At 64.6% G+C, this 22,606-nt stretch carries 21 protein-coding genes; 15 read left to right on the top strand and 6 right to left on the bottom strand.

Annotated features, from left to right (window positions below; all coding sequences use genetic code 11):
* Positions 1-14 precede the first annotated feature (14 nt).
* From EJ067_RS15455 to EJ067_RS15440, 4 genes are all read left to right on the top strand, one after another.
* The gene (locus EJ067_RS15455; RefSeq protein ID WP_126086512.1) at positions 15-539 is read left to right on the top strand and encodes a GNAT family N-acetyltransferase; all 525 of its coding nucleotides are present in this window, start codon (positions 15-17) and stop codon (positions 537-539) included.
* 4 nt (positions 540-543) lie between these two features.
* Complete coding sequence (locus EJ067_RS15450; protein ID WP_126086511.1) at positions 544-1,143, top strand: DUF2585 domain-containing protein; 600 nt, start codon at positions 544-546, stop codon at positions 1,141-1,143.
* Positions 1,144-1,148: 5 nt separating this feature from the next.
* On the top strand, positions 1,149-2,462 hold the full coding sequence (gene hslU / locus EJ067_RS15445) for an ATP-dependent protease ATPase subunit HslU (RefSeq protein ID WP_126086510.1): 1,314 nt from the start codon (positions 1,149-1,151) through the stop codon (positions 2,460-2,462).
* A 253-nt stretch (positions 2,463-2,715) separates the two neighbouring features.
* Entirely contained in the window at positions 2,716-3,675 is a 960-nt protein-coding gene (locus EJ067_RS15440) for a DUF1402 family protein (protein ID WP_126086509.1), read from the top strand.
* Between the two features lie 14 nt (positions 3,676-3,689).
* Here EJ067_RS15440 and EJ067_RS15435 read toward each other — a convergent pair whose 3' ends face one another.
* From EJ067_RS15435 to EJ067_RS15420, 4 genes are read right to left on the bottom strand one after another with little or no spacing between them, the layout of a single operon-like run.
* On the bottom strand, positions 3,690-4,499 hold the full coding sequence (locus EJ067_RS15435) for a 3-methyl-2-oxobutanoate hydroxymethyltransferase (RefSeq protein ID WP_126086508.1): 810 nt from the start codon (positions 4,497-4,499) through the stop codon (positions 3,690-3,692).
* A gap of 36 nt (positions 4,500-4,535) precedes the next feature.
* The gene (locus EJ067_RS15430; protein ID WP_126086507.1) at positions 4,536-5,765 is read right to left on the bottom strand and encodes an FAD-dependent oxidoreductase; all 1,230 of its coding nucleotides are present in this window, start codon (positions 5,763-5,765) and stop codon (positions 4,536-4,538) included.
* A 5-nt stretch (positions 5,766-5,770) separates the two neighbouring features.
* The gene (locus tag EJ067_RS15425) at positions 5,771-6,085 is read right to left on the bottom strand and encodes a MocE family 2Fe-2S type ferredoxin (RefSeq protein ID WP_126089629.1); all 315 of its coding nucleotides are present in this window, start codon (positions 6,083-6,085) and stop codon (positions 5,771-5,773) included.
* A gap of 41 nt (positions 6,086-6,126) precedes the next feature.
* Entirely contained in the window at positions 6,127-7,233 is a 1,107-nt protein-coding gene (locus tag EJ067_RS15420; RefSeq protein ID WP_126089628.1) for a fatty acid desaturase family protein, read from the bottom strand.
* Between the two features lie 174 nt (positions 7,234-7,407).
* Here EJ067_RS15420 and EJ067_RS15415 point away from each other — a divergent pair, with 174 nt between their 5' ends.
* From EJ067_RS15415 to EJ067_RS15385, 7 genes are all read left to right on the top strand, one after another.
* Positions 7,408-8,439 carry a LacI family DNA-binding transcriptional regulator gene (locus tag EJ067_RS15415; protein WP_126086506.1) on the top strand — a complete coding sequence of 344 codons (1,032 nt, stop codon included), beginning with the start codon at positions 7,408-7,410 and terminating at the stop codon, positions 8,437-8,439.
* A gap of 373 nt (positions 8,440-8,812) precedes the next feature.
* Positions 8,813-9,754, top strand: coding sequence for a sugar ABC transporter substrate-binding protein (locus EJ067_RS15410; RefSeq protein ID WP_126086505.1), 942 nt, complete (start codon positions 8,813-8,815; stop codon positions 9,752-9,754).
* Between the two features lie 191 nt (positions 9,755-9,945).
* Complete coding sequence (locus EJ067_RS15405) at positions 9,946-11,022, top strand: ABC transporter permease (protein WP_126086504.1); 1,077 nt, start codon at positions 9,946-9,948, stop codon at positions 11,020-11,022.
* 2 nt (positions 11,023-11,024) lie between these two features.
* Entirely contained in the window at positions 11,025-11,795 is a 771-nt protein-coding gene (locus EJ067_RS15400) for an ATP-binding cassette domain-containing protein (RefSeq protein WP_126086503.1), read from the top strand.
* Between the two features lie 80 nt (positions 11,796-11,875).
* Complete coding sequence (gene iolG, locus EJ067_RS15395; protein WP_126086502.1) at positions 11,876-12,868, top strand: inositol 2-dehydrogenase; 993 nt, start codon at positions 11,876-11,878, stop codon at positions 12,866-12,868.
* Positions 12,869-12,894: 26 nt separating this feature from the next.
* The gene (locus EJ067_RS15390; RefSeq protein WP_126086501.1) at positions 12,895-13,689 is read left to right on the top strand and encodes an SDR family oxidoreductase; all 795 of its coding nucleotides are present in this window, start codon (positions 12,895-12,897) and stop codon (positions 13,687-13,689) included.
* A 201-nt stretch (positions 13,690-13,890) separates the two neighbouring features.
* A complete protein-coding gene (locus tag EJ067_RS15385) occupies positions 13,891-14,982 on the top strand; it encodes a 3-deoxy-7-phosphoheptulonate synthase (protein WP_126086500.1) in 1,092 nt (363 codons plus the stop codon).
* 22 nt (positions 14,983-15,004) lie between these two features.
* Here EJ067_RS15385 and EJ067_RS15380 read toward each other — a convergent pair whose 3' ends face one another.
* Positions 15,005-15,640: a LysE family translocator gene (locus EJ067_RS15380; protein WP_126086499.1), complete on the bottom strand. Its 636-nt coding sequence runs from the start codon at positions 15,638-15,640 to the stop codon at positions 15,005-15,007.
* Positions 15,641-15,767: 127 nt separating this feature from the next.
* Between EJ067_RS15380 and EJ067_RS15375 the strand changes: the two genes are divergently transcribed.
* A complete protein-coding gene (locus tag EJ067_RS15375; RefSeq protein WP_126086498.1) occupies positions 15,768-16,469 on the top strand; it encodes a YafY family protein in 702 nt (233 codons plus the stop codon).
* Positions 16,470-16,481: 12 nt separating this feature from the next.
* Here the strand turns inward: EJ067_RS15375 and EJ067_RS15370 are convergent, their stop codons facing one another.
* Positions 16,482-17,591, bottom strand: coding sequence for a Gfo/Idh/MocA family oxidoreductase (locus EJ067_RS15370; protein ID WP_126086497.1), 1,110 nt, complete (start codon positions 17,589-17,591; stop codon positions 16,482-16,484).
* A 158-nt stretch (positions 17,592-17,749) separates the two neighbouring features.
* Between EJ067_RS15370 and EJ067_RS15365 the strand changes: the two genes are divergently transcribed.
* The 3 genes from EJ067_RS15365 (at position 17,750) to iolD (ending at position 22,574) form a co-directional block, all read left to right on the top strand.
* Positions 17,750-18,595 carry a MurR/RpiR family transcriptional regulator gene (locus tag EJ067_RS15365; protein ID WP_189510768.1) on the top strand — a complete coding sequence of 282 codons (846 nt, stop codon included), beginning with the start codon at positions 17,750-17,752 and terminating at the stop codon, positions 18,593-18,595.
* A 156-nt stretch (positions 18,596-18,751) separates the two neighbouring features.
* Complete coding sequence (gene iolC, locus EJ067_RS15360; protein ID WP_126086495.1) at positions 18,752-20,680, top strand: 5-dehydro-2-deoxygluconokinase; 1,929 nt, start codon at positions 18,752-18,754, stop codon at positions 20,678-20,680.
* Positions 20,681-20,729: 49 nt separating this feature from the next.
* Positions 20,730-22,574, top strand: a complete 1,845-nt coding sequence (gene iolD, locus EJ067_RS15355; RefSeq protein WP_126086494.1) for a 3D-(3,5/4)-trihydroxycyclohexane-1,2-dione acylhydrolase (decyclizing) — start codon at positions 20,730-20,732, stop codon at positions 22,572-22,574.
* The last annotated feature ends 32 nt before the right edge of the window (positions 22,575-22,606 follow it).

Below are 22,606 nucleotides of genomic sequence, written 5' to 3'. Positions count from 1 at the left end.
TTTTGGAAAAGATCATGGTCGAACAGGACGATAGCTACGATTTCCGGCCGGTCACCGAAAAGGACCTGCCGATGATCGCCCGCTGGCTTGCCGAGCCGCATGTCGCCCAGTGGTGGGACGATCCGCAAAAGGAGATCGCCGAGATCCGCGAGCACATCGATTCGGTTTCGTGCGAGCCGCTGATCGTCGAGCTGAACGGCAGGCCGATCGCCTACCTGCAGAGCTACGATCCGCATCTTGAGGACGACCATCCTTACGCCGACCAGCCATTCGGCACGCTCGGCATCGATCTGTCGATCGGCCCGCCGGACCTGGTCGGCATCGGCCACGGCTCGGCAATCGTGCGCCAGTTCGTGGAAGCGCTGTTCGAGGAAGGCGCGCCGCGCGTCATCATCGATCCGCATCCCGACAACGGCCGCGCCATCCGCGCCTATGAAAAGGCCGGCTTCAGGCCGATCGGCCGCAGGCAATCCCAATATGGGGACGTCGTGCTGATGGCCGTCGATGCGGCCGAAAGCGACGAAGAAGAGGGGGAATGACCGGATGAACACGCTTGGCGAAGACAAGACGCTCTCGGCCTATGAGGACAGCTGGCGCATGGGGCTGCTGCTCGTGCTCGCCCTGGTCGTTTTCCAGGCCGGCGTCCTCTACGGCATGGGCCATCCGCCGATCTGCACCTGCGGCTACGTCAAGCTCTGGCATGGCGTGGTGAACAGCTCGGAGAATTCCCAGCACATCGCCGACTGGTACACCTTCTCGCACGTCATCCACGGCTTCCTGTTCTACGCGCTGGCAACGTTCCTGTTCCCGCGCTCGCCGGTCGGGCTGAGGCTGGCCTTCGCCGTCCTCATCGAGGGCGGCTGGGAACTCCTGGAAAACAGCCCCTTCATCATCGACCGCTACCGCGCCGGCACTATCTCTCTCAACTACTACGGCGACAGCGTCATCAACTCGGTGTCCGACACGCTGTTCATGGTGCTGGGATTTGTGATGGCGCGAAAGCTCCCTATATGGGTGATCGTGGCCCTGGCGCTCATTTTCGAGTTCGGCACGGGCTACATCATCCGGGACAATCTGACGCTCAACGTGATCATGCTGCTGCATCCGTTCGAGTCCATCAAGCAGTGGCAAAGTGGAATTTGAGTATTATGAGCACCTTCTCCCCCCGCGAAATCGTTTCCGAACTCGACCGCTTCATCATCGGCCAGAAGGACGCCAAGCGCGCCGTGGCGATCGCCCTGCGCAACCGCTGGCGCCGCCAGCAGCTGGAAGGCCAGATGCGCGAAGAGGTGATGCCGAAGAACATCCTGATGATCGGCCCGACCGGCGTCGGCAAGACCGAGATCTCGCGCCGCCTGGCGCGGCTCGCCGGCGCGCCCTTCGTCAAGGTCGAGGCCACCAAGTTCACCGAGGTCGGCTATGTCGGCCGCGACGTCGAGCAGATCGTGCGCGACCTGGTCGAGGTCGCCATCGGCCTGACGCGCGAGAAGATGCGCGAGGACGTCAGCGCGCGCGCCCAGGTTAACGCCGAGGAGCGCGTGCTGGAGGCGCTCGTCGGCAAGACGGCGAGCCCGGCCACCCGCGATAGTTTCCGCAAGAGGCTGCGCGACGGCGAGCTCGACGACAAGGAGATCGAGATCGAGGTGGCCGACACCGGCTCCGGCGGCATGCCCGGCTTCGAGATCCCCGGCATGCCCGGCGCCAACATCGGCGTGCTCAACATCAACGACATGCTGTCGAAGGCGATGGGCGGCCGCAGGACCAAGAGCCGCAAGACCACGGTGCGCGATTCCTATGCGCTTCTGGTCAATGACGAGTCCGACAAGCTGCTCGATCAGGACGAGGTGGTGCGGCGGGCGCTGGAATCGGCCGAGAACGACGGCATCGTCTTCATCGACGAGATCGACAAGATCGCCTCGCGCGAAGGCGGCATCGGCGCCGGCGTTTCACGTGAAGGCGTGCAGCGCGACCTGCTGCCGCTGGTCGAAGGCACGACGGTTGCGACCAAATACGGGCCGATCAAGACGGACCACATCCTGTTCATCGCCTCGGGCGCGTTCCACGTCTCCAAGCCGTCGGACCTGCTGCCCGAGCTGCAGGGCCGCCTGCCGATCCGCGTCGAATTGCGCGCGCTGGAGAAAGAGGATTTCGTCCGCATCCTCACCGAGACCGAGGCCAGCCTCATCAAGCAGTATATCGCGCTGATGAAGACCGAAGGCGTCGATCTCACCTTCACCGACAATGCCATCGATTCGCTCGCCGGCATCGCCGTCGACCTCAACGCCAGCGTCGAGAACATCGGCGCCAGGCGCCTGCAGACGGTGATGGAGCGGGTGCTGGACGAAATCTCCTACGACGCGCCGGACCGCAACGGCACGAAGGTCACCATCGATGCCGACTACGTGCAGAAGCATGTCGGCGACCTGTCGCGCAATACCGATCTGTCGCGGTTCATCCTCTGACCGCCGAGTTCATTTCGGGCCGGCATATGTGCCGGCCCGAAATCCAAAGTGTGGCCAAATGGAAGCAACTGGCCACCATTCTTGGTGACATGCTGTTGCCTTCTCTCGACTCTCCTGCCGCCTTTACCTAGGTTGCCGCCGATTTCGAAGGCAATTTCAGGAAAAGTGCGCAGCGGTTTTCCGTCTGAAATTGTGTAAAAATAAGTGGTTGGAACGGATCGGCGACAGCTGAGCCGGTCCAGGGCGGCGGCGCATGAAGAAGCTTATCCTCCTCTTTCTCGGCCTGGCTTTGGCATCGGCCATATCGATAGCCGATGCCGCAACCATGGTGCCGCCGGGCAATCGCAACGGCGTGCAGCCGGATATCCCGGGCGCTTCCAGCCGGCGCACCCAGGCCACCAACACCACCTTCCAGGCCAAGTATCGCAAGGTCTACGCGCTCTTGCGGAACGATGCCGAGCTTCGCGCCAAGATCACGAAAGTGGCGGCCACCTACGGTATCGATCCGATGCATATCGTCGGCGCCATCGTCGGCGAGCACACCTACAATGTCGACGCCTACGACCGGCTGCAGACCTATTACGTCAAGGCGATGTCCTATCTGTCGAGCAAGCTCACCTTCGCCTATGACGGCGAGGACGTCAGCGATTTCGTCCAGCGTCCGGAATTCAGGAAATGCTCGGGCACGGACGACAGCTACGATCTTTGGGAATGCCGCGAGCAGGTGTGGAACCATTCCTTCCGCGGCAAGACCGTCGGCGGAACCAGCTTCCCCAACGACCGCTTCGGCGCCACCTTTTTCCAGCCCTACTATGCCGGCCAGACATTTGGGCTCGGCCAGCTCAACCCGCTGACGGCGCTGCAGATGAGCGATCTTGTGCACAAGGTCTCCGGCCTGCCCGAGCTCGACGTCAACGATCCGAACACGGTCTACAAGACCATCATGGATCCGGACCTGACGCTGCCTTACGTCGCCGCGACCATCAGGAAGTCGATCGACGCCTATAGAAGCATCGCCGGCTTCGACATCTCGCACAATCCGGGCCTGACTGCGACGCTCTACAATGTCGGCAATCCCGAGCAGCGCGCCTATGCGCTGAAGGAGGAGAACGAGAAGCGCCGCGCCGCTGGCGAAGCGGAAAAGCTGCCCGAGGAGAACTATTACGGCTGGCTGGTCAACGACAAGCTGGACGAACTGAAGGCGCTGTTCTAGGGGCCCGAGGGGCCTCAGTACCCTTCCGAGGCGAGATACGCCTCGAACTTGTGCATTTCCTCGGCATCAGCCTCGACCATGTGGCGCGGTCCCGGATAGGCGCCGGACTGGATGTCGTCGGCATATTCGCGGAAGGCGGCGATGCGTTCGTTCTGGAGGCGGTCGAATTCCGCCGCGAAGTCGCGATAGCGCTTGGCATGCCGCGGATAATGGCCGCGATTGGTGCCGAGCACGTCTTCCGAGAACAGGTATTGCGCGTCGCAGCCGGCACCCGCGCCCATCGAGATCATGATCAGCGGCGTACGCCGCGAGATGGCGCCGGCGACGGCCGCCGGCACCACTTCGATCTCGGCCGCGAAGGCGCCGGCGGCTTCGAGGTCCTTGACCTGCTTCCACACCAAGGCAGCGCTCTCGGCGGTCTTGCCGACGGCCTTGAAGCCGCCTGTCCAGGTCGCATGCGCCGGGATCAGGCCGACATGGCCGCAGACTGGAATGTGCTCGTCGCGCAGGCGGCGGATGGTCTGCAGGCTGGCCGAGCAATACATGGCGTCCGCACCGGCCGCGCGCAGCTTTACCGCCATGCGCAGGATCTCGTTTGTGGTTGCGCCGAGCTTCATGCGTTCGTCGCCCGGAATGGCAAAGCAGGTCGGCGCGGCATCGCGAAAGCGCGGGTCGAACATCACGTCGTAAGGGACCGAGATGAGGTCGATGCCTGCGCGCTCGGCTGCCTCCGCCTCCTCCAGCGAGAAGACGCGCAGCTTGGAAAGCTGGCGCTTGCCCTTCAGCGCCTGCAGATCGGCGACGGTCGGTCTGTTGCGTGCCATCTTTGTCTCTCACCTTTGACTGGCTGATAGCGCCGCTCACGCCGCCAGCAGTGACTTCAGCTTGACTGTTTGCGAGCCGAGCGCCTCCGGCGCCGGCGCCGCCCGTTTCGCGATCAGCATCTCGGCCAGCCGGATGTCGCGCGCCACCGCATTGCCCGGGCCGATGCCGCTGGCCGCAACCAGCCGTCCGTCCTCGGCCAGGTGGAACAGGATGAAGGCGCCGTCGTCGAGGTCGCGCCGCACGATCGAGCGGCCCTCGTCGGAAAGCCCGGCTATCTGCAGCGTCAGCCAATACTGATCCGACCAGAACCACGGCACGGCGGCATGCGCCTCGTTGGCGCCGAGCATGTTCGTCGCCGCGAGCGCGCCCTGCTCCTGTGCGTTGCGCCAGGCTTCCAGCCGCACGCGCCGGCCGCCATAGATGGCGAGCGGAAACGAGCAGCAGTCGCCGGCGGCGAAGATGTCCGGATCGGCGGTGCGCAGCTCGGCGTCGACGGCGATTCCGTTGTCGATGGCAAGCCCTGCCTCGGCGGCGAGCGCCGTCACCGGTACCGCGCCGATCCCGATCACGACCAGGTCGGCCACGACCCCGCTGCCATCGGCAAGCGTGATGCGTACCTCCGTGCCGCCATCTTCGATCGCCGTGATGCCCTGGCCGGTGAGGACGTTCACGGCTTCGGCCTCATGCGCCTTGTGGATGACCTCGGCGATCTCGGCCGGCACGCCGCGCATCAGGATGCGCGGCTGCGCTTCGATGACGGTGACCGCGGCGCCAAGCTTGCGCGCCGAGGCGGCGAGCTCGAGGCCGATGAAGCCGCCGCCGATGATGGCGACGCGGTTCTCGGGCTTAAGATGGGCGCGGATGGCGAGCGCGTCGTTGAAGGTCCTGAGATAAACGCAGCGCCCGCCAAGGCCCGGCATCGGCAGCTTGCGCGGCAGGGATCCGGTCGCGAGCAGCAGCTTGTCGTAAGAAAGGGAAGAGCCGTCGGACAGGCTCACCCTATGCCCGGCGCGATCGACCGCAACGGCGCGGACGGAGTGGATGTGGCGGATGGAACGCTCGGCCAGGAGCTCGTCGCTGGCGATCGCCTTGATGAGCGGCGCCTCGCTGGTCATCGCATCCTTCGACAGCGGCGGCCGCTCGTAGGGCAGATGCGGCTCGTCGCCCACCAGCGTCACCGGCCCTTCATAGCCGAGATCGCGCAGCGTAAGCGCTGCGCGCCCGCCGCATTCGCCGGCGCCGATGATCACCATTCCTCCCGTCATCGCCGTCAACCGAGCTGAATGAGGACTTTGCCGGCGTCGACCTTGACCGGGTAGGTCCTGAGGTTGACGCAGACCGGTGCGCCGCGTGCGTCGCCGGTCTTGTAGTTGAATCGGCCATTGTGCTTGGGGCATTCGATGATGTCGTCCATCACCAGCCCGTCGGCCAGATGCACCTTCTCATGCGAGCACAGGCCGTCGGTCGCGAAATACTCGTCGTCCGGGCTGCGGTAGATGGCATAGGTGCGGCCGGCATGGTCGAACCGGATCACGTCCTCTTCGTCGATGTCTCCGGCCGCGCAGGCCTCGACCCAGTCGCTCATGTCGTCCTCCGGCAAATGGATGGTCAGCGTTTGTGAACCGGTCACTCGGCCGCAGCCGCCACCGGATTGTCGTTGTGCAGCTCTTCCCGGTAAGGCTTTGCCGTCGGCGGCAGCTCGCGCCTGAGGAAATACTCCTCGTTGCGCAGCTGGCGCAGGAAGGCCGGGATCATCTCGCGATAGCCGGCGAGGATCGACGGCGTCGGCGCCGGCAGGTCGTGCTTGATCATTTCGTGCAGCCTGGGCAGCGCGTGATAAGGCACCATCGGGAACATGTGGTGCTCCACATGGTAGTTCATGTTCCAGTAGATGAACCGGCTGATCGGGTTCATCAGCACCGTGCGGCTGTTCAGGCGGTGGTCGATGACATTGTCGGCGAGGCCGCCATGCTGCAGCAGTCCGGTCATGACGTGATGCCAGGCGCCGTAGAGGCGCGGCAGGCCGACCAGCATCAGCGGCAGCCAGGAATGCAGGTAGAGCGCCAGCGCGATGGTCGCGATGTAGACGGCGAGCCAGACGCGGGCGGCGCGGATCGCCTTCGGCTGCTCCTGTTCCGGGATGAAGGTCTTTTCCGCGGCGCTGACGACGCCGGCGGCATTGCGCACCATGTCGACCATCGCGTGCCAGGCGTCGACAATGCCGAAGAAGTTCAACGCCACGCACAGAAGTTCCGGCGGCCGCATGACTGCGATCTCCGGGTCGCGGCCGACGATGATGGTGTCGGTGTGGTGGCGCGTATGGCTCCAGCGCCAGGTCACCGGATTGCGCATGATCATGAAGCAGGCGAGCTGGTAGACGGCATCGTTCATCCACTGGGTGCGGAAGGCCGTGCCGTGGCCGCATTCGTGCCAGCGGGAATCGGTCGAGGAGCCGTAGAGTGTGCCGTAGACGAAGAAGAACGGCACGCACCACCAGCTGCCCCAGAACCAGGCGCTGCCCGCGCCGCTGAGGATCAGCGCGGCGAGCCAGATGACGGTGTCGCGGATCGCCGGCTGGTCGGAGCGCTGCATCAGCTCCTTCATCTTTTTGCGCGGGATCTCGGTGTGATACCACTCGGCCGCCGCAAGCCCGTTCTCGACCGCGAGCCTGGCGTCGCGGCCGGTCAGGCTGTAGTCGCGTCCGGACGATGCCGGAGACGTGATTGCCGTCATTGCGGGTTCCTCCATCAGCCCTGGCGGATGGCCCTCGGCGGTGCCGGGCTCGCGCATGGCTGGCTTCCACTTCACCATAGCGCTACCTCATGATAGTCTCAACATCATGAAGATAGTTTCTATCATTTTCTATCACAGTGAGCTATCCTGAGTCGGGCAGACGATGGAGCATTCATGGCAAAGCGGCCGACAATCACCGATCTCGCGCGCGTTTCCGGTTTCAGCGTCGCCACCGTCGACAGGGTGCTGAACAACCGTCTGCCGGTACGCGAGGAAACGGCGCGCCGGGTTTACGAGGCCGCGACCGACATCGGCTATCACGCCGCCGGCCTCATCAAGCAGCGCATGCGCCAGGAATTGCCGGAGTACCGCCTCGGCTTCCTGCTGCTCAGGGGCAATGATGTCTTCTACGGCGACTTCGCGCGCGAGCTGGAACTTGCGGTCTCGCAGTCGCAGCGCTTCCGCGGCACCGCGACCATCGACTTCGCGGCCTCGCTGGCGCCCGACGAGATCGCCGCCCAGATGCGCAGGCTGGCGGCGAAATCCAGGGCCATCGCCGTCGTCGGCCCGGATCATCCGACGCTGACGGCGGCGGTGGAAGCGCTGAAGGCGAGGGGGCAGCCGGTCTTCTCGCTGCTGTCCGACTTCGCTGCCGGCATCCGCGAGGGCTATGTCGGGCTGGACAACCGCAAGGTCGGGCGCACCGCGGCCTGGATGATCGCCAAGGCCGCGAAAAAACCCGGCAAGGTCGCGCTGTTCGTCGGCAGTCACCGCTTCCACGGCCATGAGTTGCGCGAGATCGGCTTCCGCTCCTATTTTCGCGAGCACGCGCCGGACTTCAGCGTGATGGAGACTCTGGTCAATCTGGAAGCCAACCAGGTGACGCATGATGCGATGCTCGATCTTCTGGCCCGGTATCCGGACCTCGCCGGCTGCTATGTCGCCGGCGGCGGCATGGAAGGCGCGGTCGCGGCGCTCAGGGCGGCAAAGCCGGCAAACATGCCTGTGGTCATCTGCAACGAGATCAACGCCGAGTCGCGCGCGGCACTCGCCGACAACATCCTCACCATGGTCATCTCGACGCCGCTCGCCGCGCTTTGCCGCGAGCTTGTCGGGCTGATGGCGCATGCCATCGAGAGCGGCGCCGCCAATGCGCCCGGACAGACCTTCCTGCCCTTCGACATCTATCTGCCGGAAAACATTTGAGCCGCCCGCCCGCGGGAATGATGTGATCCATCAGACTGATGGGATTCTTTCGCGGCGGAATTTCGCCCGGGATTCCGCCATAGAACGCGCTGGTGCCCCGCCGCGGAGGGCGCCGCAGCCCTGTCGGGATCGAAAAACCGGCATGTCCACTCCGAATCTCCCTTGACGTCGCCAAGCGAAATGGAATAAATATTTCACCAACTAGGTGTTTTGGTTCTTTCGTTCCGGAACAACTGTTTCAAACAGAAGGCCAGGCGTTCCATTTGCGCAAGCAAAACGCCTCCGGAACGGCCATAGGGAGAGTTTCCCCGGACAGATCGGGGATTCCGGTTCAATTCGGTGCAGCCGGACACCAAGTGGAGGAGAAACTAAAATGAAGAAACTGCTTTTGGGCGTCGCGCTATCGGCGCTGATGAGTTCGTCCGCCTTCGCCGCCAAGATCGGCGTTTCGATGGCTCTTTTCGACGACAACTTCCTGACCGTGCTGCGCAACGGCATGATCGCGCAGGCCAAGGGCATGGACGGAGTCGAGCTGCAGGTCGAGGATGCGCAGAACGACGTCGCCAAGCAGCTCGACCAGATCAAGAACTTCGCCGCTTCGGGCGTCGACGCCATCATCGTCAATCCGGTCGACACCTCGGCCACCCAGGCGATGTCGGATGCGGCGGCCGCGGCCAAGATTCCGCTGGTCTACGTCAACCGCGAGCCGGTCAATGTCGACAAGCTGCCCGACAACCAGGCCTTTGTCGCCTCGAACGAGGCCGAATCCGGCACGCTCGAGACCAAGGAGGCCTGCCGCCTGTTCAAGGAAGCCGGCAAGAAGGAAGTCAATGTCTATGTGATCATGGGCGAGCTTTCCAACCAGGCCGCGGTGCAGCGCACCAAGGACATCGAGGAAGTGATCGCCACGCCGGACTGCAACTTCATCAAGATCATCGACAAGCAGACCTCGAACTGGAAGCGCGACGAGGCGCAGAACCTGATGACCAACTGGCTGTCGTCCGGCAAGGCGTTCGACGGCGTCATCGCCAACAACGACGAAAGCGCCATCGGCGCCATCCAGGCGATGAAGGCCGCCAATATCGACATGAAGTCGGTCGTGGTCGGCGGCGTCGACGCCACCCAGGACGCGCTGGCCGCGATGCAGGCGGGCGATCTCGACGTGACGGTCTTCCAGGACGCGGCCGGCCAGGGCGCCGGCGCGCTCGACGCGGCGCTGAAGCTCGCCAAGGGCGAGAAGGTGGAGCACAAGGTCTACATCCCCTTCCAGCTCGTCACGCCGGCCAACATCGACAAGTTCCTGAAGAAGAACTGAGGCTGCGCCGAAGCAATTCCAGGAAAAAGTGCGCAGCGGTTTTCCGTACGGAATTGCGTCAAAGCAAGGAGCGGCGCTCCGATGCATCGGACTGGCTGAAATCGGCCGCTGGCAAAGCGGCGTCGCTCCCGTCCTTCTCCCGCCCCACCGGGCGGGAGAAGGACGGGCGCGGTCATTCGGAGGAAGAAGACGTGTCACAGACATCGCATGGCATTGGCGGGCTGAGCTATGACGCCAAGAAGCGCCCATGGCCGGCCGAGTTCAACGTGTTCCTGGCGCTCGTCATTCTGGTCGGCGCGTTCGAGCTGATCGGCCGTGTCTTCCTCGGCGACAGCTTTCTGTTCAACACCCGCGAAAACGTCGACGCGATCTTCAACGAGGCCCGCCTGCAGATCATCATCCTGCAGGTTTCGATCGTCGGCATCATCGCCATCGGCGTGACGCAGGTGATCATCAGCGGCGGCATCGACCTGTCCTCGGGCTCGATCGTCGGCGCGACGGCGATGATCGCCATGAGCTTTGCCCAGGTAGCGACGGTCAACGGCAACCCCAACCCCAAGGCGATGTTCCTGGCGCAGGGCTGGACCGACCTGCCGGTGATCGTGCCGCTGCTCGTCGCCATCTCTTGCGGCCTCATCGCCGGCCTGGTCAATGGCGCGCTGATCGCCTATACGCGCATCCCGCCCTTCATCGCCACGCTCGGCATGATGGTGACGGCGCGCGGCATCGCCAAATGGTGGTCGAAAGGCCAGCCGATCTCGTTCCCGACCGACAGCTTCGCGGCCATCGGCAAGGGGCTGATGCCGGTCATCATCTTCATCTCGCTGGCGATCCTGTTCCAGCTCATCTTGAGCTACACCCGATACGGCAAGCACTGCTACGCCATCGGCTCCAACGAGGATGCCGCGCGCATGTCCGGCATCAAGATCGCCAACCACAAGGTGCTGGTCTATGTGATTGCCGGCATCCTCGCCTCGATCGCCGCGGTGGTGCTCTCCTCCAAGAACCTCACCGCCCAGGCCGGCATGGGTGTCATGTACGAGCTCGACGCCATCGCCATGGCGGTCATCGGCGGCGTCTCGCTCTCGGGCGGCCGCGGGTCTATCATCGGCACCGTGATCGGCTCGCTGATCTTCGGCGTCATCATCTCCGGCTTCACCTTCCTGCGCCTCGACGCCTACTACCAGGAGATGGTCAAGGGCGTGATCATCGTCGGCGCAGTCGTTCTCGATCAATGGCGCCAGCGCCGCCGGGCGATAGGAGCTTGACCATGTCCGACATCGTTCTGAAGACCGAAAACCTCACCAAGCACTATGGCGGCGTGCACGCGCTGCAGGAGGCGAATTTCGAGCTGCGCAAGGGCGAGCATGTCGCCATCATGGGCGACAACGGCGCCGGCAAGTCGACCTTCGTGCGCCAGATCACCGGCGTCGAGCAGCGCACCGACGGCAAGATCTGGTTCGACGGCAAGGAAGTGAACTTCGCCGGTCCGATCGAGGCGCGCGAGGCGGGCATCGAGACCGTGTTCCAGAACCTTGCTCTGGCCGACGATCTCGACGTGCCGTCGAACCTCTTCCTCGGCCGCGAGAAGGTGCTGTTCAACCTCGGCCCCTTCTCGATCCTCGACCGCAAGGCCATGCGCAAGGCGACGGAGGCAGCGCTGGTCCGCACGGCGGTGAAGATCCCCAACCTCTCCAGCACCATCCGCCACATGTCCGGCGGCCAGCGCCAGTGCGTGGCGATCGCCCGCACCGCGACCTTCGCCTCCAAGCTGATCATCATGGACGAGCCGACGGCAGCGCTTGGCGTGCAGGAGACGGCGCAGGTCGAGAACATCATCCGCACGCTCAAGGAAAGCGGCGAGCCGCTGATCCTGATCAGCCACAACATGCGCCAGGTGTTCGACCTGGTCGACCGCATCGTCGTCTTCCGCCGGGGCCGCATCGTCGCCAATCTGCGCAAGCAGGAAACCGACGGCAACGACATCGTCGCCTATATCACCGGCGCCAAGACCGGACAGGCCGAGTTGCAGGCCGCCTGACGGGCGTCACGACGGGATAAGACCAATCGTCCGCGCCGGAAGGCGCGGACAGCTTTCTGAACCACCTCAAAGGACATTCCATGACACTCCGCTTCGCTCTTCTCGGCGCCGGCCGTATCGGCAAGGTGCATGCCCGCGCCGTCGCCTCCAACCCGCAGGCCAGACTGGTGGCCGTGGCCGACGCCTTCGAGAAAGCGGCAACGGAGCTTGCCTCCGCCTACGGCGCCGACGTGCGCACCATCGACGCCATCGAGCAGGCCAAGGACATCGATGCCGTCATCATCTGCACCCCGACCGACACCCATGCCGATCTCATCGAGCGCTTCGCCAAGGCCGGCAAGGCGATCTTCTGCGAGAAGCCGATCGACCTCGACGTCAAGCGCGTCGAGCAGTGCCTGGCCGTGGTCGAGAAGGCCGGCGCGACGCTGATGGTCGGCTTCAACCGCCGCTTCGACCCGCATTTCGCCGCGGTTCGCAAGGCGATCGATGACGGCGCCATCGGCGCGGTCGAGATGGTCACCATCACCTCGCGCGATCCGGGCGCCCCGCCGCTCGACTACATCGCCCGCTCCGGCGGCATTTTTCGCGACATGACCATCCATGATTTCGACATGGCGCGCTTCCTGCTCGGTGAGGAGCCGGTTGCCGTCAGCGCGCACGCTTCAGTGCTGGTGGACAAGAAGATCGGCGAAGCCGGCGATTTCGACTCCGTCAGCGTCATTCTCGAGACCGCGTCCGGCAAGCAGGCCGTTATCTCCAACTCGCGCCGCGCCACCTATGGCTACGACCAGCGCATCGAGGTGCATGGCTCGAAGGGCATGGTCGCCGCCGAGAACCAGCGGCCGGTCTCGATCGAGCTCGCCAACGACAAGGGCTACACGCGCCCGCCGCTGCACGACTTCTTCATGACCCGCTACATCGACGCCTACGCCAACGAGATCGCGGCTTTCATCGCCGCTGCAACCGCGGGCAAGAAGGCGGCGCCGAGCGGCAAGGATGGTCTCGTTGCGCTGAAGCTCGCGGACGCAGCCTTGCAGTCGGCCAAGACCGGCAAAACCGTCCGCGTCGATTGAACGAATTCGATTACAGGAGCAGAGCGATGAACGGTTTGGCCGGTCGCAATTCAGAAACGCGCGCCATCGTCACCGGCGGCGCGCAGGGCATCGGCTTCGCCGTCGCCGAAGCCTTGGCCGACGAGGGCTGCCGCGCGCTGGCGCTGATCGGCCGCTCGCAGGAGAAGGGCGACAAGGCGGCTGCTGCGCTGAAGAAGAACGGCGTCGACGCCATCTTCATCGGCGCCGACGTCGCCAAGGTCGCCGACTGCAAGCGCGCCGTTGCGACCGCGCTCGCCCATTTCGGCACGCTGAACGCGCTGGTCAACGCCGCCGCCACCTCGGCACGCGGCTCGCTGGTCGAAACCACCGAAGAGGTGTTCGACCAGATCTTCGATACCAATGTGCGCGGTCCCTTCTTCCTGATGCAGGGTCTTGTCGCGCATCTCTTGGAGCGCAAGGCGCCGGGCTCGATCGTCAATGTGCTGTCGATGTCGGCCCATGCCGGCCAGTCCTTTCTCACGCCCTACTCGACCAGCAAGGGCGCGCTGATGACGCTGACCAAGAATGTCGCCAGCTCGTACCGGCGCAACCGCATCCGCTGCAACGCCGTGCTGCCCGGCTGGATGGACACCGAGGGCGAGGCGATCGTGCAGAAGAAGTGGCACGACGCGCCCGACGATTGGCTGGCAAAGGCCGAGGCCGCGCAACCTATGGGCCAACTGGTGAAGCCGGCCCAGCTCGCCCGGCTGATCACCTACATGCTGAGCCCGCAAGCCGGCGTGATGACCGGTTCGCTGGTCGACTACGACCAGAACATAGCCGGCGTGATCGGGGAGTAGTGACAAGCGCCTTCGCATCGACTATATGAGCCGCATGATCCACCTGACCGCCTCGTTTTGGTACTTTAGCTACGGTAACTCGCTGGCGGCGGGAGGATTGCGCTCGATCTGAAGATTGCAGCATCTAAATCCGAAAAGCCGCCAGACCTGGCGGCTTTTTCGTTTTAGCCGGCAGGTCTCCTAACCCAGGAGCAGAAAGCCGTGTTGACCACCACAGACGACCTTCGGGTCACCGAAATCAGAGCCTTGAGCACGCCGGACGAGGTGATGCGCGAGATACCGCGCTCACTCACGGCGACGCGCACCGTTGCAGCGTCACGCAACGCCATCCATTCCATCCTGACCGGGGCCGACGATCGACTGCTTGTCATCGTCGGCCCTTGTTCCATCCACGATCCGGTCGCGGCCGTTGACTATGCCAGCCGTCTGGCGGCGCTGCGCGAAGCCCTGGCCGACCGGCTCGAGATCGTCATGCGCGTCTATTTTGAGAAACCGCGCACGACGGTCGGCTGGAAAGGCCTGATCAACGATCCCGAACTCGACGGTAGCTTCAACATCGAGAAGGGCTTGCGCATGGCGCGCAACGTCCTGTCGGCGGTCAACAATCTCGGCCTGCCGGCGGCGACCGAGTTCCTCGACATGACCATCCCGCAATACATCGCCGACCTCGTCGCCTGGGGCGCCATCGGCGCGCGCACCACCGAAAGCCAGATCCACCGCGAGCTGGCGTCGGGGCTCTCCTGCCCGGTCGGCTTCAAGAACGGCACCGACGGCAATCTGAGAATCGCTGCCGAGGCGGTGAAGTCGGCCGCCCAGCCGCATCATTTCATGGCGGTGACCAAGGGCGGACGCAGCGCCATTGCGGCGACCACCGGCAACGAGGACTGCCACGTCATCCTGCGCGGCGGCGTTGTGCCCAACTTCGATGCGGCAAGCGTCGATGCCGCCGCTGCGGAACTCGCCCGCATCGGCGTCGCGCCGCGCCTGATGATCGACGTCAGCCACGCCAACTCGGCCAAGAAGCCGGAGAACCAGCCGAAAGTCGCGCACGACGTGGCGGGCCAGGTGGCGGCAGGCGACGAGCGCATCATCGGCGTGATGATCGAGAGCAATCTCGTCGCCGGCCGCCAGGACGTCGTGCCCGGCAAGCCGCTCGTCTACGGCCAGAGCATCACCGATGGCTGCATCGATTGGGCAACCACCGAGACGGTGCTGCACGGCCTTGCCGGCGCCGTCGAATGGCGCCGGTCGGTCAAGCGTGAGATGCTCGCCAGCCGCCAGGGCGCCGCCTGATCTCCATGGACGGGGGCGGCGTCTACGCCGCCCTCAGCCCTTCCCATGCCGTGAACACCGAGACCGCGAACAAAAGCAGCCCGGCCGCCCGTCCGGCAAGGATGGTGGCTCGTGGATTGTCCACCAAAAGCTCCCGGCTGCGGCCGGCGGTGATGGCGAGCCCGCCATAGATGCCTGCCTGGGTGGCGACCGTCAGCAGCCCCATCACGGTCGCCTGCATCCAGATCGGACCGTAAGCCGGCTTCAGGAACTGCGGATAGACGGCAATGATGAAGAGATAGGCCTTCGGATTGATCAGGCAGGTGACCAACCCTTGGCGAAAGGCTTTCCACGAAGAGCGGCTGCCGGTGGGCCCATCATGGCCGACGGTGATCGAGCTGCGCATCAGAACGATGCCGATATAGGCCATGTAGGCGGCGCCGGCGACCAGCAGCGGCTTGAACAGGACCGGCACGAAATGCATCAGCAGGCCGACGCCGATCGCGCCGTTCAGCGTGTGCACCGCGCCGCCCAGCATGATGCCGCCGGTCGCCGCCAGCCCCCTGTCGCGTCCGCCGGTCAGCGCATTGGCCAGCACGAACAGCATGTCCATGCCCGGAACGGCGATGATGCCGAACAAAAGCACGAAGAAGAGCCAGAGATTTTCCGTGTAACTCATGTCAGTTGCCTGTTGCCGCGCCGACGGGGCGCAAAAAGGAATCTGTTGATTTTCAAGCCGGTAGGCGGCCCTATAGGTCACCCCAACTGACGGGGGTGTGTCAGTTGCGTTGCAGCCGGGTGAGGAAATGCGCAAGGCCTCGCGCCTGTTCGAGATCATCCAGATCCTGCGGCTGGCCAAAAAGCCGGTCACCGCGGCGACGATCGCCGAGCAATTGGAAGTGACGGTGCGCTCGGTCTATCGCGACATCGCCGCCCTGCAGGCAATGCGCGTGCCGATCGAGGGCGGGCGCGGCATCGGCTATATCCTGCGCCCCGGCTTCGACCTGCCGCCGCTGATGTTTTCGATCGAGGAGATGGAGGCGATCGTGCTGTCGCTGGCCATGCTTGAGCGCACAGGCGACGACGAGCTCAAGCAGGCGGCGAAGCGCGTCGGCGCCAAGATCGCCGGCGCGGTGCCGCCGCCTTTGCGCCAGACGCTCGACGCCAACGCGCTGCATGCCTGGGGTTTTGCCGCGCCGTCGGCTTCGGCGGTCGATCTTGCCCTGGTGCGCCGAACCATCCGCGATGAGGAGAAGCTCGATCTTGCCTATCGCGACGAGGCCGGCCGCGACACCCAGCGCATCATCCGCCCGATCGCGCTCATCTACTATGCCGAGACCGCCAACATCGTCGCCTGGTGTGAGCTACGCCAGGCGATCCGCAACTTCCGCAGCGACCGCATCGAGGACTGCCGGGCGACCGGCTTGTGGTTCAAGGGCGAAGGCGACGGGTTGCGGCAGATCTGGGTAGAAGGCTGGGAGATCAACAGCTCGGCGACTGCCACCTGATGCGATGCGGCCTTACCTCACATCCATCCAGCGTTGTTCCTGGAACGACCGGGCCATCGCATGCACGGTGCGCTCGATCTCCAGCCCTTCGTCGAAGTCGATGATCCGCGCCGGCTTGCCGGCGATGCGCATCAGCAATTCGCGGCATTCGATCATCTTGAGGTCGTTGAAGCCAAGGCCATGGCCCGGCGCCGGGAGGAAGGAATCGTAGGGCTTGTGGTGCGGCGCAACAAGGACGGTGCGGTAGCCCTGCTCGGTCGGCCGGTCGGCGGTGAGGTAGAGCTGGAACTCGTTCATCCGCTCCTGGTCGTAGAGAATCGAGCCCTTCGAGCCGAAGATCTGGATGGCGATGCGGCCCTTGCGGCCCCAGGCGGAACGGTTGACCAGCAGCGTGCCGGCGACGCCGTTCTCCAGATGCATCAGGACGCTGGCGATGTCGTAGGTCTCGACCGCGCGGCGGCCGCCGGTGGCGACCTTGCGGTCGGCATAGGGTTTCACCATGTCGCACATGACGCGGGCGACACGGCCGAACAGCACCTTGATCAGCGACAGCGGATGCACCGCGAAATCGTCGAGCGCGCCGTAGCCGGAAGCCGCCTCGTGCTTCCAGAAGAACAGCGCCTCGGGGTCGGCCATGAAATCCTCGTCCATCTCGATGCGCACGAGGTTGACGTCGCCGATGATCTTTTCCTCGAGCAGCGCGCCGATATGGCGGATGGCCGGATTCTGGATGTAGTTGTAGCCGAGCACGGCGGCCTTGCCGGATTTCGTGGCCGCCTTAGCCATGGCCTCGGCCTCGGCAAAACTCGGCGCCATCGGCTTCTCGCACCACAGATGCTTGCCCGCTTCCAGGATGGCGATCGCCATTTCGGGATGGAACTGGTTGGGCGTGGTCAGCGAGACGACATCGACCTCCGGATCGGCGACCACGGCGCGCCAGTCGCCGGATGCCTTGGCGAAGCCGAACTCGCTCGCCTTGCGCCTGGCCAGTTCGTCATTGACCTCGCCCAGATGCACCAGCTTCGGCTTGTCGACATCGGGAAAGACGGTGCCGACCGCGTTCCAGGCGATGGCGTGGCATTTGCCCATGAAACCTGTGCCGATGAGGCCCACTCCGACCATGTCGATTGTCTCCACTGAAGTGAAAGAGAAGCATGGATGAATTAATCCATTTCCATTGAGAATGGAACGTCCAAATCATTTTTTATGGTGTTCTTGCGCGAACTCGCTATGATGAGGCAGGAGAGGGAACGATCAATATGGCCGCGGGCGGAGCGACGATGGACGAACGGGTGCCTCGCGATTTCGAGACGCTGCGCACGACGATCCTGGACAGGCGCGCGAGCCTGCCCAAGCGTATCGCCCAGATCGCCGCCTATGCGCTCGACAACCCCGACGACATCGCTTTCGGCACAGCGGCGAGCATCGCCGCCTCGGCCGGCGTGCAGCCCTCGACGCTGATCCGCTTTGCCCAGCAGCTCGGCTTCGACGGCTTCACCAGCCTGCAGCTTGTGTTCCGCGAGCGGCTGCGCGAGCGCAACTCCTCCTATGACGAAAGGCTGGCGGCACTGCGCGCCAAGGCTGAGGAAGGCGCTGGTCACCGGGCGATCTTCGACGGCTTCGTCGCCGCCGCCAGCACCTCGCTCAGCGACATTTCGCGCGCGTTGAACGACGCGCATTTCGAAGAGGCCGTCACCCTGCTGGCGAAGGCCGACACCATCTATGTGCTGGCAAAGCGCCGCTCCTATCCGGTCGCCTCCTACATCGCCTACGCGCTCGGCAAGCTCAAGATCCGCAACCAGCTGGTGGAGTCGGCCGCCGGGCTGAACGCCGAGATGATCGGCTTCGCCACGTCGCGCGACGCCGTCATCGCCATCAGCTTCTCGCCTTACGCGCCGGCGACCATTGAAGAGACGCGCTCGATCGCGGAACAAGGCGTGCCGATCGTCGCCATCACCGACAGCTCGTTCTCGCCGCTCGCCCAGTTCGCCAAGATCTGGTTCGAGGTCGCCGAGGCCGATTTCGGCGGCTTCCGCTCGCTCTCGGCAACCATGGCGCTTGCCATGGCGTTGACCGTTGCCGTCGGCGAGAAGCGGCGTGACGCCGGCCGCAAACGCAAGGTCTGAGCGGGTCCTTCGACCGTCTTTTTCAATCCGGGAATGCTTATTCCATATTGACTATGGATTGGAATTAATATTTCATATTGACGGCACCGCGCGGCCGCTCGTGTGTGCTGCCCAAAAACGACGATGCTCACTATAACAGGCCGATGGGAGGTTCGAATGGGCGAAGCCGTGGAAGCGAAACCGCTCGACGTCATCACCATCGGCCGCGCCTCGGTTGATCTCTATGGCCAGCAGATCGGCTCGCGGCTGGAGGACATCACCTCTTTCGCCAAGTCGGTCGGCGGCTGCCCGGCCAATATTTCAGTCGGCACGGCAAGGCTCGGCCTGCGCTCTGCGCTGCTCACCCGCGTCGGCGACGAGCAGATGGGTCGCTTCATCCGCGAGCAGCTCAAGCGTGAGGGCGTCTCGGTCGACGGCCTGAAGACCGACAAGGAACGGCTGACCGCGCTTGTGCTGCTCTCGGTAGAGGACGAAGGCGTCTCGCCGATGATCTTCTACCGTTCCGACTGCGCCGACATGGCGCTGGCCGAGGAAGACATTGACGAGGCCTTCATCGCCTCGGCCCGTTCGGTGGTCGTCACCGGCACGCATTTCTCCCGCCCCAACTCGGACGCCGCACAGCGCAAGGCGATCCGTATAATGAAGGCCAAGGGCGGCAAGGTGGTGTTCGACATCGACTACCGCCCGAACCTCTGGGGTCTGGCCGGCCATGCCGAAGGCTTCGAGCGCTACGTCAAGTCGGACCGCGTCTCGGCGCAGCTGAAGACGGTGCTGCCCGACTGCGACCTCATCGTCGGCACCGAGGAGGAGATCATGATCGCCTCCGGCGCCGACGATTGCCTCAGCGCGCTGAAGACGATCCGCTCCTTGTCCCCGGCCACCATCGTGCTGAAGCGAGGCGCCAAGGGCTGCATCGTCTACGACGGCCCGATCAGCGACGACCTCGAGGACGGCATCGTCGGTGATGGCTTTCCGATCGAGGTCTACAATGTCCTCGGCGCCGGCGACGCCTTCATGTCGGGCTTCCTGCGCGGCTGGCTCGGCGGCGAAAGCTTTGCCACTGCCGCGACCTGGGCCAATGCCTGCGGCGCCTTCGCCGTGTCGCGCCTGCTTTGCGCGCCGGAATATCCGACCTTCGAGGAGCTGCAGTTCTTCCTCAAGCACGGCAGCAAGCACCTCGCTCTGCGCAAGGACGAGGCGATCAACCACGTCCACTGGGCGACGACGCGGCGGCGCGACATTCCTTCGCTGATGGCTTTGGCCTGCGACCATCGCGTGCAGCTGGAGGATGTCGCTGCCAGGGTCGGCGCCGACGCCTCGCGCATTCCGGATTTCAAGGTGCTCACCGTCAAGGCGGCGGCCAAGGTTGCCGCCGGCCGTGACGGCTACGGCATGCTGATCGACGAGAAATATGGCCGCGACGCGATGTTCGAATTCGCCCATCACCACTTCGCCTGGCTCGGCCGCCCGGTCGAATTGCCGGGATCGCGGCCGCTGCGCTTCGAATTCTCGCAGGACATCGGCTCGCAGCTTATCGACTGGCCGGTCGACCACTGCATCAAATGCCTGTGCTTCTACCATCCGGACGACCCCGAGGCGCTGAAACTGGAGCAGCAGCAGAAGCTGCGGGCCCTGTTCGAGGCCGCGCGGAAAGTCGGCAGGGAACTTCTGGTCGAGATCATCGCCGGCAAGCATGGCAAGCTCGACGACACCACCATTCCGCGCGCGCTTGAAGAGCTCTATGCGCTCGGCATCAAGCCTGACTGGTGGAAGCTCGAGCCGCAGGCTTCGGCCAACGCCTGGGCCAGGATCGAGCAGGTGATCGTCACGAACGACCCATGGTGCCGCGGCATCGTGCTGCTGGGGCTCGAGGCGCCGCAGGACGAGCTGGTCGCCGCCTTCGCGGCGACCGCCAACGCGCCCATCGTCAAGGGGTTCGCCGTCGGTCGCACCATCTTCATCAATGCCGCCGAACAATGGCTGGCCGGGCGGATGTCGGACGACGAGGCTGTCGCCGACATGGCCTCACGCTTCGAGCAGCTGACCGAGGCATGGCTTGCCGCGCGCGGCCGCAAAGCAGCATAAGAAGGCGGCAGCATAACAAGACGGCACAAGGAAGCCGGAGGAAACGACAATGACCAAGACCGTTCGCCTGACGATGGCGCAGGCGCTGACCCGCTTTCTCAGCCGGCAGATGACCGAGATCGACGGCAAGAAGGTGCCGATCTTCGGCGGCGTCTGGGCGATCTTCGGCCATGGCAATGTCGCCGGCGTCGGCGAGGCGCTCTACCAGGTGCGCGACGAGCTGCCGACTTATCGCGCCCATAACGAGCAGGCGATGGCGCATGCGGCGATTGCTTACGGCAAGGCGAATTTCCGGCGCCGCTTCATGGCCGCGACCACCTCGATTGGCCCCGGCGCGCTGAACATGGTGACGGCCGCCGCGCTCGCCCATGTAAACCGGTTGCCTGTCCTGTTTTTGCCCGGCGACGTCTTCGCCAACCGCCTGCCCGATCCGGTGCTGCAGCAGGCCGAGGATTTCTCCGACGGCACGGCGAGCGTCAACGACTGCTTCCGCCCCGTCTCGCGCTATTTCGACCGCATCACGCGGCCGGAACAGATCATTCCGGCGCTCAACCGCGCCATGCAGGTGCTGACCGATCCGGCCGAATGCGGCCCGGTGACGCTCTCGCTCTGCCAGGACGTGCAGGCCGAGGCCTATGACTATCCGGAAACCCTGTTTGCCGAACGCGTCTGGACGCCGCGCAGGGTTCGCCCCGACCGCCACGAATTGGCGGCCGCCGTCGCGGCGCTGAAAGGCGCCAGGAAGCCGCTGGTGATCGCCGGCGGCGGCGTCCTCTATTCGCAGGCATCGGCAGAGCTGGCCAAGCTGGTCCAAGGCGCCGGCATTCCGGTCTGCGAGACGCAAGGCGGCAAATCTTCGCTCCCCGACGATCATCCGCTCAACATGGCGGCGGTCGGCGTCACCGGCACTTCCGCTGCCAACCGGCTGGCGGAAGAGGCCGATGTCGTGCTTGCCGTCGGCACCAGGCTGCAGGATTTCACCACCGGCTCCTGGGCGCTGTTCAAGAATGCCGGCCGCACGATCATCGGCTTGAACACGCAAGGTTTTGACGCCGGCAAGCACTGGGCGCTGCCGCTGGTCGCCGACGCCGCCGAAGGCCTTGCCGAGCTTTCCGCTGCGCTGAAGGGCTGGAAGGCTCCTAGCGCCTGGACCGACAATGCGATGAAGGGCAAGACGGAGTGGCAGGCCGCGGCCGCCAAGGTGACCGCCTCGACCAATGCCGCCTACCCTTCGGATGCGCAGGTGATCGGCGCCGTGCAGCGCGCCATGGGCTCCGGCGTCACCCTTCTTCACGCTGCCGGCGGCCTGCCGGGCGAATTGCACAAGCTTTGGCAGGCCGGCGCGCCCGGCTCCTACCATGCCGAATACGGTTTCTCGACCATGGGTTACGAGATCGCCGGCGGTCTCGGCGTCAAGATGGCGAAGCCCGACCAGGAGGTGGTCGTCATGGTCGGCGACGGCTCCTACCTGATGCTCAATTCCGAGATCGCCACCTCGGTGATGCTGGGGCTGAAGCTCACCATCGTGCTGCTCGACAACCGCGGTTACGGCTGCATCAACCGGCTGCAGATGGCGACCGGCGGCGCCAACTTCAACAATCTGCTCAAGGACGCGCGCCACGAGGTGATGCCCGATGTCGACTTCGCCGCTCATGCCGCAAGCCTCGGCGCCGTTGCCGAGAAGGTGGCGTCGATCGCCGAGCTGGAGACGGCGCTGGCCAAGGCGAAGCAAAACAGCAAGACCACCGTGCTGGTCATCGACACCGATCCGCTTGTGTCGACCGAGGCCGGCGGACATTGGTGGGACGTCGCCGTGCCGGAAGTCTCCTCGCGGCCGCAGGTCAACGCCGCGCGCAAGAAATACGAGGAAGCCGTTGGCAGTCGTCAGGGCTGAGCCGGCATCCGCCTCGCAACGAACAACAGCTG

The organism is Mesorhizobium sp. M1D.F.Ca.ET.043.01.1.1 (assembly GCF_003952385.1).
Classification (GTDB): Bacteria; Pseudomonadota; Alphaproteobacteria; order Rhizobiales; family Rhizobiaceae; genus Mesorhizobium.
This window is presented reverse-complemented; position numbering and strand designations above follow the sequence as displayed.

Excerpts from the sequence above, each read along its gene's own strand:
- EJ067_RS15440 (WP_126086509.1), top strand. The coding sequence starts at position 2,716 with ATGAAGAAGCTTATCCTCCTCTTTCTCGGCCTGGCTTTGGCATCGGCC.
- EJ067_RS15370 (WP_126086497.1), bottom strand. The coding sequence starts at position 17,591 with ATGGTCGGAGTGGGCCTCATCGGCACAGGTTTCATGGGCAAATGCCAC.
- EJ067_RS15410 (WP_126086505.1), top strand. The coding sequence starts at position 8,813 with ATGAAGAAACTGCTTTTGGGCGTCGCGCTATCGGCGCTGATGAGTTCG.
- hslU (WP_126086510.1), top strand. The coding sequence starts at position 1,149 with ATGAGCACCTTCTCCCCCCGCGAAATCGTTTCCGAACTCGACCGCTTC.
- EJ067_RS15365 (WP_189510768.1), top strand. The coding sequence starts at position 17,750 with ATGGACGAACGGGTGCCTCGCGATTTCGAGACGCTGCGCACGACGATC.
- iolD (WP_126086494.1), top strand. The coding sequence starts at position 20,730 with ATGACCAAGACCGTTCGCCTGACGATGGCGCAGGCGCTGACCCGCTTT.
- EJ067_RS15450 (WP_126086511.1), top strand. The coding sequence starts at position 544 with ATGAACACGCTTGGCGAAGACAAGACGCTCTCGGCCTATGAGGACAGC.
- EJ067_RS15400 (WP_126086503.1), top strand. The coding sequence starts at position 11,025 with ATGTCCGACATCGTTCTGAAGACCGAAAACCTCACCAAGCACTATGGC.
- iolG (WP_126086502.1), top strand. The coding sequence starts at position 11,876 with ATGACACTCCGCTTCGCTCTTCTCGGCGCCGGCCGTATCGGCAAGGTG.
- EJ067_RS15380 (WP_126086499.1), bottom strand. The coding sequence starts at position 15,640 with ATGAGTTACACGGAAAATCTCTGGCTCTTCTTCGTGCTTTTGTTCGGC.
- EJ067_RS15390 (WP_126086501.1), top strand. The coding sequence starts at position 12,895 with ATGAACGGTTTGGCCGGTCGCAATTCAGAAACGCGCGCCATCGTCACC.
- iolC (WP_126086495.1), top strand. The coding sequence starts at position 18,752 with ATGGGCGAAGCCGTGGAAGCGAAACCGCTCGACGTCATCACCATCGGC.
- EJ067_RS15415 (WP_126086506.1), top strand. The coding sequence starts at position 7,408 with ATGGCAAAGCGGCCGACAATCACCGATCTCGCGCGCGTTTCCGGTTTC.
- EJ067_RS15425 (WP_126089629.1), bottom strand. The coding sequence starts at position 6,085 with ATGAGCGACTGGGTCGAGGCCTGCGCGGCCGGAGACATCGACGAAGAG.
- EJ067_RS15430 (WP_126086507.1), bottom strand. The coding sequence starts at position 5,765 with ATGACGGGAGGAATGGTGATCATCGGCGCCGGCGAATGCGGCGGGCGC.
- EJ067_RS15455 (WP_126086512.1), top strand. The coding sequence starts at position 15 with ATGGTCGAACAGGACGATAGCTACGATTTCCGGCCGGTCACCGAAAAG.
- EJ067_RS15435 (WP_126086508.1), bottom strand. The coding sequence starts at position 4,499 with ATGGCACGCAACAGACCGACCGTCGCCGATCTGCAGGCGCTGAAGGGC.
- EJ067_RS15375 (WP_126086498.1), top strand. The coding sequence starts at position 15,768 with ATGCGCAAGGCCTCGCGCCTGTTCGAGATCATCCAGATCCTGCGGCTG.
- EJ067_RS15420 (WP_126089628.1), bottom strand. The coding sequence starts at position 7,233 with ATGACGGCAATCACGTCTCCGGCATCGTCCGGACGCGACTACAGCCTG.